This window comes from Mycobacterium sp., assembly GCF_035603715.1.
In the GTDB taxonomy this organism is placed as follows: Bacteria; Actinomycetota; Actinomycetes; order Mycobacteriales; family Mycobacteriaceae; genus Mycobacterium.
The window spans coordinates 1-10471 of sequence record NZ_DATNJW010000212.1 but is presented as its reverse complement, the minus strand read 5'-3'; the positions used below and the strand labels follow the sequence as shown (position 1 = coordinate 10471).

The window sequence follows — 10471 nt, the reverse complement described above, 5'->3', positions numbered from 1 at the left end:
CACGCTGCCACAACGTGTAATCGACATACTGCACCGCCAACGGCGCCCAGCCCGGCGACCGCCCCGCGCAACGGGCGCGATACGCCTCACCCACATCACGAAACATCGGAGTCAGCGACCAGCCATCTGCGGCGATATGGTGCATGGTGAGGACCAGCGCATGCTCCTGGTCGGCAACAGTGAAAAGTCTTGCCCGAAAAGGGATCTCGGCGGCCAGATCGAACGCATGCCGCACGTACGCTCCCACGGCATCGCCGAGTTGAGCCGCAGACCATCCGGCCGCATCGATCACGTCCCAGCTGAAAGCTGCCTGTTCGGCGGCAATGACATGCTGTTGAGGCACCCCATCGACGGCCGGAAAAACCGTGCGCAAACTTTCGTGACGGTTGACCACGTCGCCCAGCGCAGCGCCCAGCGCCCCGACATCTAACTGTCCACGTAACCGCAACGCCAGCGGAATGTTGTAGACCGGTGAGGGTCCGTCGAATTGATCGAGGAACCACAGCCGGTTCTGTGCAAACGACAACGGGATTGACGCAGGCCGTTGCCGGGCCGTCAACGCGACGCCCGCGCGGTCCCCGGCATGCGTACTCATCCATTCGGCCAACCCGGCAACGGTGGGCGTGTCGAACACCGCCCGGATCGGCACCTCGACTCCCAGTTCGGCTCGGACTCGGGCCACCAGGCGCGTGGCAGACAGTGAATGGCCGCCCAGGTCGAAAAAGCTGTCATCAACGCCGACTCGAGCAACGCCGAGGATCTCGCCGAACAACGCGGCCAGCACTCGCTCGCGTTGGTCGCTTGGCGGCCGGTAAGCGACCGAGCTGAGGAATTCCGGGGCCGGCAGTGCGCGGCGATCGAGTTTGCCGTTGACCGTCAACGGCATTGACTGCATCACCGTGATCGCTGCCGGGACCATGAAATCGGGCAATCGGGCGGCGATGAAACGGCGCAGTTCGGCCACGCGTTCGATCACCGACGGATCGCTGGCGTAGCCGGCCGAAGATCTTATGGCGGTGGTGGGCATGTAAAAGTCTGAAAGCGCCGGATGCGGGCCATCCAGCGAGTCGGTGGGTCGGGTGAAGAGCACGTCGACCAAACCAGGGGTCGATGACCAGGTCACCGCCGTGGCGTATCCGAGTTCATCCCCGAGCCGGTGGCACTCATGCGGCAACACCGCGTCCGGCGCTGGTGTGTCGGCACGCAACTGGCTGATCGGCACCCGGTCGCCAGCCTGCGAAAGTGCTTGCGCCAGAGCCACGTCAGGCCCTATCCCGGCGTGTGGCACCGCGGTGACGCGCAGCTCCGGCAGCTGCTGAGACCGCAAGTAATCGCCCAGCACGGTCAGGCTTTCGAACCGGCGCCACGACTCTGAGGGCAGGTTTGCCAGGGACCGTACGGCTGCCGGCGCCTTTCGCAGCACCACGTCGTAGCGGTAACCGCTGAGCTCGTTGACGGCGCGCATCCGTTTGAGTTGTAGGTCGACCGCGGCGATCTCGGCGAGGCGCTGGGGCAATGTCGTAAAGAACTCCGGCGCGAGCAGCAGCTCCTGCTCGGCGAGCATTTCCCGGCGTACCCGTTCTCGTGCCACCGCGGCGGTGTCGTCCATCGCGGTAGGTCCCGCGCACAGCACTCCGGTGGTGAACGCGGCCAACAACGACAGGTTCCGTACGTCGCCGATGAATAACGCTCCGCCTGGCGCCAGCACGCGCGTCGCCAGGCCCAAGACGTCGAGAAGATAACCCACGCTCGGGAAGTATTGGATCACCGAGTTGAGCACGACGACGTCGAAATGCCCCGCGGGTAACCCATTTGCGATGTGAGCCGACTGCACTCGTAGCTGCACCCGCTCACCCCAGAGCTGCGATGCCACCGCCGCTCGAAGGGTCTCGATGGTGGGTGCCGAAAAATCAGTGCCCCAGTACTCGGCACACCCCGGGGCCAATTGGGCAAGCAATAACCCCGATCCGACCCCGATCTCCAACACCCGCGCCGGACGCAGCTCCTGGATCCGATCCACCGCGGCGGCCCGCCACTCCCGCATCTGATCTACCGGGATCGGCGCCCCGGTGTAGCTGCTGTTCCAGCCCGCGAAATCCTCCCCAATCAATGCCGGAACGTGGGCGCCGAACATCGCGCTCGAATACAAGTCGTCGTACACGCCTTGCCACTGCTCTACGAGCCGCGTTTCTCGCTCCGCTTCCCGGTCCAGCACCGCATCCTGGTCCAGCACCACATATGCCGCCAGCAGCTTGTCATCAACCGGTGCAACGGCATTCGTCTCAGCTACTGGGTCATGCGCGACCGCCGCCGCATACGACACCGCGGGATGTGCTGCCAGCACGGCTTCAATCTCGCCGAGTTCGATGCGGTAGCCGCGAATCTTGACCTGCTGGTCGGCGCGTCCGAGATATTCGAGTTGGCCGTCGGTGCGCCAGCGGACGAGGTCTCCGGTGCGGTACATGCGTGTTCCGGGTGGGCCGAAGGGGCAGGCCACAAACCGGGATGCGCTCAAGCCGCTACGCCGCCAGTAGCCCAGGCCTATTCCGGCGCCGGATATGTAGAGTTCGCCGATGACTCCGGGGGGTACCGGGCGCAGCCAGCCATCGAGTGCGAAGAAGGCGAGATTGTCCAGGGGCACCCCGATGGGGCTGGTGGGGTTGTCGGCGTCGTGTTGTGTGATCTCCCGGAAGGAGGCGTGCACGGTTGTTTCGGTGGTGCCGTACATATTGATCAGCCGCGGTGCTGCCGGGTGGTTGTGTAGCCAGGTTCGAAGGCGTTGTGGTTCAAGCGCTTCCCCGGCGAAGATCACGGTATGCAGAGTGAGCTGGTGTTGCGGTTCGGGCGCGTCGGCGGTTTGCAGTGCATAGAAGGCCGAGGGGGTTTGGCTTAAGACGGTGACATGTTCGGCGGCCAGTAAGGCGTGGAAGTCTGGTGGTGAGGCGATCACCGATTGGGGTATGACGACGAGTCGTCCGCCACCGAGCAGGGCGCCGAAGATTTCGAACACCGAGACGTCGAACGCGTAGGAGTGCCACTGCGACCACACGCCGGCGGATGGCAGCTCGGTGTTCAAGGAGTCCAGCAGCTGAGTGACGTTGTGGTGGGTGATGGCAACGCCTTTGGGCACTCCGGTGGTTCCCGAGGTGTAGATGAAGTAGGCGATGTCACCGGGATCCGGTGGGGGTGGCGGTGCGTCGGGTTGGGTGTCGATAGCGGGATCTGCGACGTCGATGACGTCGACGTCGAATCCGCTGATGCGGCAGGCCAGGTCGGCAGTGGTGATTGCGGCGATCGGAGCGGCGTCGGTAAGCAGGAATTCGATGCGGGCCGCGGGGAGGGCGGGGTCGATGGGCAGGTAGGCCGCTCCGGTTTTGAGCACGGCCAGGATGGCCACGATTGCCTCGGCGGATCGGGGTAGCAGCAGCGCTACACAGCAACCGGGTCGCGCATCGTGGCGCGCTATCGTGTGTGCCAATCGGTTGGTCGCCGCGTCGAGTTCGCGGTAGGTCATGGAGTGGCCTTGGAAGGTCAGCGCTTTGGCCTCAGGGGTGCGGGCTGCTTGTGCCGCGAAGAGCACCGGAATTGACGCCGGTGCGGTTGCGGGTTGGGTCAACACCGCCTGATTGCCCCACTGATCGAGGCGGGTGTGTTCAGCGTCGTCGAGCAGATCGATTGATGACAGCCGCCGGGTCGGATCGGCGGTCATGGCCGCCAACACATGCCGCCAGCGCTTGATGAGTGTCTCGATGCTGGTCGCGTCGAACACATCGGTACGAAACTCCACTATGCCGCCGATCCCGGCGGGCTCACCAGCCTGAGTCCAACGCTCGCCCAAAACCAAAAGCAAATCCATTCGGGCGGTTCGGGTGTCCAGCTGTACTGAAGTCACCTGCAGATCGGCCAACGGCAGCCCGGCGGGATCACTGCCCTGCCCCGGGAAATTCGCCCAGGTGAACATCACCTGGATCAGTGGCTGATGGGTCAGCGATCGGGTGGGGTTGAGTCGTTCGACGAGCACCTCGAAGGGCACGTCTTGATGTTCGTAGGCGGCCAGGCTGCGCTGTTGGACCTGGGCCAACAGCTCGGCCACGCTGGGATCCCCGCCCACATCGACGCGCAACACCAACGTGTTGACGAAAAAGCCCACCAGCTCATCGAGTGCCGGATCACGACGTCCGGCAATCGAAAACCCCACCGCCACATCAGTACTGGCGCTGATCTTGGCCAGCACCACCGCCAGAGCCGCCTGCAGCACCATGAAGCTGGTGGCGTTGTACCGTCGGGCGACCCCACGCACCTGCTGCTGCAGCTCGGCCGGCCATGCTACTTCCAGCAGTGCGCCGCGGTAGTCGGCCGCCAGCGGATAGGGCCGATCGGTGGGAAGTGCCAGGCGTTCGGGCATCCCGGCCAGAGTCTGCTCCCAAAAAGCCAACTGGGCGGCGATCGCGCTCGCGGGATCGCCAAGCTCGCCGAGGTGTTCACGCTGCCACAACGTGTAATCGACATACTGCACCGCCAACGGCGCCCAGCCCGGCGACCGCCCCGCGCAACGGGCGCGATACGCCTCACCCACATCACGAAACATCGGAGTCAGCGACCAGCCATCAAAGGCAATGTGGTGCAAGACAATTACCAGCACATACTGCTCGGGTCCCACCGTAAAGATCTGTGCACGAATCGGAACTTCAACCGACAAATCAAACCGGTACCCAGCCAGCGCCGCCAACTCATCGGCGAGATCCTGCTGCAGCACCGACACCACCGCGGGGCCTCCGCGCAGCCACATTCCCGCCCGCGCCGACATCACCTCCTGCAAAGGAACTCCGCCGATGTCTGCAAATACCGTGCGCAACGATTCATGACGGGCAATGACGTCATCGAGGGCCGCGGCCAGCGCCGCGACATCCAGTACCCCACTGATCCAAAAAGCGATCGGCGTGTTGTACACCGGTGAGGGTCCATGTAATTGACGCAGGAACCAGAGCCGGCGCTGAGCAAACGACAACGGAACCACACCGGGGCGAACCCTGGGCGCCAACACGACGCGTCGGCCGTCATCCCCAGCGACATGCTGTGCTAATTGGCGAATCGCCGGCGCATCGAACAGGTGGCGGATCGTGAGGTGCGCATCCAGTGATTCCTGCGCCGCGTCAATGACCCGCATGGCCTGCAGTGAATCCCCACCGAGCTCGAAAAATGAGTCGTCAATTCCGACCCGCTGGAGTCCGAGGACTTGGGCATAGATGTCGGCGAGGATTTCTTCGGCGGGGGTAGTGGGAGGGTGGTAGTGATTGTCGTGCTGGTAGTCGGGTGCCGGTAGGGCGCGGGTGTCGAGTTTGCCGTTGGGTGTCAGGGGCAAAGTGTCGATTGTGACGACGGCGGCGGGGACCATGTAGGGCGGGAGTTGTTGGGCCAGTGCGGTTCGCACCGAAGCGGGGTCAGCCGTGCCGGTGACGTAGCCAACGAGGCGTCTGTCGCCCGGGCGGTCTTCGCGGGCCACGACGATAGCGTGTTCGACTCCGTCCAATGCAGCTAGCGTGGCGCGGACTTCACCGAGTTCGACGCGGTAGCCGCGGATTTTGACTTGGTCGTCAGCGCGTCCGCGGTAGTGCAGTTGTCCGTCGAGGCTCCAGCAGACCAGGTCTCCGGTCCGATACATGCGGGCGCCGGGGACGCCGAATGGGCAGGCCACAAATCGTGATCCGGTCAGCCCCGCGCGTCGCCAATAGCCCACGCCCACACCGTGGCCCGCGACATACAGCTCTCCCACGACTTCTGCTGGCACCGGCCGCAAAAGTTCATCGAGCACAAACAATGCCGCCCCGGGCACCGGCAAGCCGATCGGCACGACATCGGCGTCCGCGGTCAGTGGTCCGCTGATGGAGGCATAGATCGTGGTTTCGGTGGGCCCATAGCCGTTGATCACCACCCGCCCGGTCGCCCATTGCTTCACTAGTTCGGGCGGACAGGGTTCAGCGGCGAGCACCAGCACCGCAACAGCTTCCAGGCCGTGTGGCGATAACATTGCCGCGGCGGAAGGGGTTTGACTTAGGACGCTGACCTGTTCGGCGATCAGCAGGGCACGGAAGTCGGTTGGCGACTGGGCCACTGCTTCCGGTACCACCACCAGTCGTCCACCGTGCAGCAGCGCACCCCAGATCTCCCAGACCGAGTAGTCGAAGGCGTAGGAGTGACACTGCGTCCACACTTGGCCCGCAAGTTCGAAACCGGCATCGAGCGCGTCGAACAACCGGGTGACGTTGCGGTGAGTGACGGCCACTCCTTTCGGCACACCGGTGGTTCCCGAGGTGTAGATGATGTGGGCGATATCGTCGGGAGCCGGTGCCGTCAGCGCCGTGTCTGGGTGGCCGTCGACAGCGGGGTCATGCACGTCGATGACCACCAACCCGTAACCATCGAGGGGCTCGGCCAGATCCGCGGTGGTGATCACGGCGATCGGCGCGGCATCGCCAATCACGAACCCGACCCGTGTCGCCGGTATCGTGGGATCGATCGGCAAATACGCGGCCCCGGTTTTGAGCACCGCCAGGATGGCCACGATCGCCTCGGCGCTGCGGGAAAACAGCACGGCCACACAGCCACCCGGGCCCGCCCCATGAGCCGTCAACAAGTGCGCCAACCGGTTAGCGGCCTGCTCAACCTCCCGGTAAGTCATAGAACGGCCCGCACAACTCAGCGCCACCGCATCCGGGATGCGAGCCACCTGAGCCACCCACAACGCCGGAATCGAAGCCGAGGTTGCGGGCTCGGTCAAGACTGCCCGCTTACCCCATTGATCCAGCTGTTCTCGCGTCAGAGGCCGCGCCTGGTTATCCAGGTACATCCGACTCTCCGAACCCGGCTGGCTCACCTGACTAAAAGCTCTGCACGCTTACCTAGGCGAGTCTCTCGCGCAGGCTCCTTGGGCGGATGTCGGTCCAGTTCTGGTCGATGAAGTCCAGGCACGCCTGTCGGCCGGCCTCCCCGTGAACCACGCGCCAGCCGGCTGGGATGTCGGCGAATGACGGCCACAGGCTGTGCTGTTCCTCGTCATTGACAAGCACGAAGAAGTTCCCATCATCATCGTCGAAAGGGTTGGTACTCAAGGGTTCTCCGGATTAGTTGTCGGCTATTAGCCACGAGAAAAGCGTCGAGTTGCCCCCGTTTAAGCTACTTACTATCAGATTGTGGGAACGTCCCGAGCCCGAATGCGCGATGTCCTGCACCGAGGTGCTGTCGCATGGGACGGGTGATGTTGGTGCAACTGGTGGTGCAGCCTAACGTCGAATAGCGGTGTGACGCGCTTACCGAGCCCGGCTAACCAGGGTGTTCTCCAGAAACAAAAACTCGATTCCGGTGCCGAGAAACGTCTCCATGGCCTCTGCCGGGGTATTGACAATCGGTTGACCCTTGACGTTAAAGCTTGTGTTGAGAACCATCTCTCGACCTGTGGCCCGACCCACCGCGCCGAGCAATGTGTGGAACGACGCATTGTCGTTCCTGTTGACGGTCTGTACCCGAGCCGACCCGTTGACGTGTGTCACCGCCGGCAGCTGAGCGCGATGTTCTCCTCGGACATCCGCGGTGACGATCATGTACGCGAGTTCGGCCATTGGCGGGACCTCGAACCAGCGATGTACTTGCTCGATCGTGACCGCAGGAGCGAAGGGCCGAAAGGCTTCTCGCATCTTGACCATCGAGTTGATTCGGTCGCGCATCGCCGGGTGTCCGGGATCGGCCAAGATACTGCGGTGTCCCAGAGCACGTGGGCCGAACTCCATCCGCCCCCGGTACCACGCGAGGACATGACCGTCTCGGATCAAGTCGGCGGCCCGCTCGCACGCCGACTCCAGCCCATCGAACCGTTCTACCTCGATCCGGTCCCCCGCCTCCGAGATCGCTGATTCGATTGCGTCGTGAGACGGGGCGGGACCGAGAAACGGCACCGGAAACCGCCGATTCGGTAGACTCGCGTCGAGCAGCGAGGCCCGGTAGAGCGCTGCCCCCAGGGCAGATCCGTCATCGCCCGCTGCAGGCTGAATGTATACATCATCAAAGAGTCCGGACCGAAGCAGCTTTCCGTTGGATGTGCAATTCAGTGCGACACCGCCGGCCATCGCCAGCTTGCGCAACCCCGTCTGCCCGCCGAAGTGCCCGCAGAGATGTTCCATAGCCCGGTCGAGACCCGCCTGTAAAGCGGCGGCGATGTCTCGGTGCACATCGGCGATCGGGTCGTCCGGCATCCGCGGCGAACCCAGGTGCTCGGCGAGGTAGCGACGGGTGCCAAGGTGATTCTCCCGCTCCTCGCGCGTCTGGTTCAGGGCGAGTGGCGGAACGCGGATGGAACCGTTCGGGCGCAAGTCAATTGCCTGTTCGAAGAAGGCCTGGAACCGTTGCGGATCGCCATACGGCGCCAATCCCATGATCTTGTACTCGTCGGCGCCGAAATTGAAACCGAGGTGGAGCGTCACGAGTGAGTACAGGATCCCGATCGAGTGGGCCGCCGAGATCTCGTGAAGCTTCTCCAAGCGTCCCGCATTCCCGTGATACACGGTCGCGCTGACGACTTCACCCATTCCGTCGATGACGACGACCAGGCATTCGCCGAATCCGGAGGTGAAATACGCACTCGCCGCGTGGGCCAGGTGATGGCCGACATGGTAAACGCGGTCCGCCGGAAAGCCATGGAGATCCCGGTCCGTGAGACGCAGAAGTGCGTCGCGGGAATAGACTTCGCGGTACAGCTGTGAGGCAACCGGGTCGAGCGAGAAAAGTTGTTCGAAGGGCCCGTAGTCAAACCCGTGCGCCAGTTCGTCGACATCTTCGAGTGAAAGATCCGCCTCCGAGAGGCAGTACTCGATCGCTTGGCGGGGGAACCGCGAACTGTGCTTCTCCCGATTGAACCGCTCCTCAGCGGCCGCGGCGACCACCTCGCCATCGACCACGAGGGCGGCCGCAGCATCGTGGCCCTGCGAAATCCGATACTCGCGTTCGTCGAGCGAGGGCCAGTGGGCTCGCTTGAACGGCATCGAATTCTCAAAGCCGCTGATTCCCAAGATATTCATGCCACGTGTTCCTGCGAGTCGCGCCGTGTCTCCTGGAACTGAGATGGTCGTCCGATCCAGGGTCCCGGGTCATCATTCTGGCTCAACACACTTTCGTGCGCTAACAGACTACGGATGATCCGAGGTCCTTGGCGGCGGATCCGTCGGCAGACGGCCGTTTTCATCATCCCTGTGCGGCTCCTGGCTCCTTGCTCGATTGCCTGGCGATCGGCTGGCCCGCGACCTCGACCTCCGCGAATCCTGTTCTTTACCAGCGTATTTCAGTAGCAGATTGCCTCTCTGGCTGTGCCGTCGAGGGTCAAGCAGGCCTTATCGGAAACATTCGTTGTGATTGGCGGCGCCAACGTCGAAGGCGTCGTGGGCCTGGAAGCTGTGCGCCAGTTCAGCTTTCTCGACGCTGGGAAGTGCTTCTCGCCTGCCGCAGGGTGCACGGCCCGAACTAACGCCCACTCCACGGTGGCGCCGTGACCGAGACCTGTCTCACCCCAAGCAAGGCGAGGGTGTCGACAGCGCCGGTCGGTCGGCGATGGCGGGCGGGCCCCCGTTCTTCGCGAGTCGCGGCGGCGCCGACTCGGCATCGACAGGATCGGGAGCCAGAAATCTCTTGAGGTCCTCGCCGACGTCGTCAGCGGCGAGCACGGTGGCGAAGTCCTCCAACGGGTGAACCTCTCCGAAGAGGTCGGCGACGTCGTGGCGAGTCAGGAAATCGAGGGATTCAGCGAAGGTCGCGTAGGACACGGCTTCGAATGTCACCTCCTTACGCACCGCCGCCGCAAGGTCGATCGCCACGGGGGCAGGGGGTCGGCTCTTGAGAATGATCCGGCCGCCGGGACGCAAGACCCGGATGATGTCGTCGAAGGCCGGCTCGATGGGTTGGGTTTCGATGACGAAGTCGTAGGCATCGGTCTCCAGCGGCGCCGAAGGGTCTGTTGGGCCCTTCTCGATCTCGCTGAAACCGGCCACCCGAAGCACTCGCCGGGTCAGCTCCGCAATCCGGTTGTCTCCGAACACCAAGCCGCGATCTCCCGGACGGATTTGGGCTTTCAGCACTGCAAGTGAGGCACACACCGGTTCGGTGTAGGCGCCTTCCCTGAAGGACAGCGTCTCGGGCAGATGATGCACCACCTGAGCCGGCACCGCCATGTATTCCGCGAAGGCTCCGTGCCGGCCAACTCCGAGAAATTCGTGGTGTGGGCAGCATTCTGGCATGCCGCTGGTACATCGCAGACACGTTCCGCAGGGGATGGCCGGCATCACGGCAACCCGGTTTCCTGCGGCAAACCCGTGATCGCCCCGACCGGGCTCGGCGACGACGCCTGCCAACTCGTGCCCGAGAATCAGGGGGTCGGCAGACGACAACCTTCCCTGAGCGACGTAGACATCGGTGCGGCATACCCCCGCCA

At 63.7% G+C, this 10471-nt stretch carries 4 protein-coding genes; all 4 read right to left on the bottom strand.

Features of this window, described 5'->3' with window-relative positions:
- The coding region (locus VN856_RS08985; protein WP_325688136.1) for a non-ribosomal peptide synthetase at nucleotides 1–6778 on the bottom strand (6778 nt) is incomplete at its 3' end.
- Nucleotides 6779–6899: 121 nt separating this feature from the next.
- A complete protein-coding gene (locus tag VN856_RS08980) occupies nucleotides 6900–7109 on the bottom strand; it encodes an MbtH family protein (protein ID WP_325688135.1) in 210 nt (69 codons plus the stop codon).
- Between the two features lie 198 nt (nucleotides 7110–7307).
- A complete protein-coding gene (locus VN856_RS08975; RefSeq protein WP_325688134.1) occupies nucleotides 7308–9068 on the bottom strand; it encodes a carbamoyltransferase family protein in 1761 nt (586 codons plus the stop codon).
- A gap of 480 nt (nucleotides 9069–9548) precedes the next feature.
- A partial coding sequence (locus tag VN856_RS08970; protein ID WP_325688132.1) for a zinc-dependent alcohol dehydrogenase occupies nucleotides 9549–10471 on the bottom strand: 923 nt, incomplete at its 5' end.

Excerpts from the sequence above, each read along its gene's own strand:
- VN856_RS08975 (WP_325688134.1), bottom strand. The coding sequence starts at position 9,068 with ATGAATATCTTGGGAATCAGCGGCTTTGAGAATTCGATGCCGTTCAAG.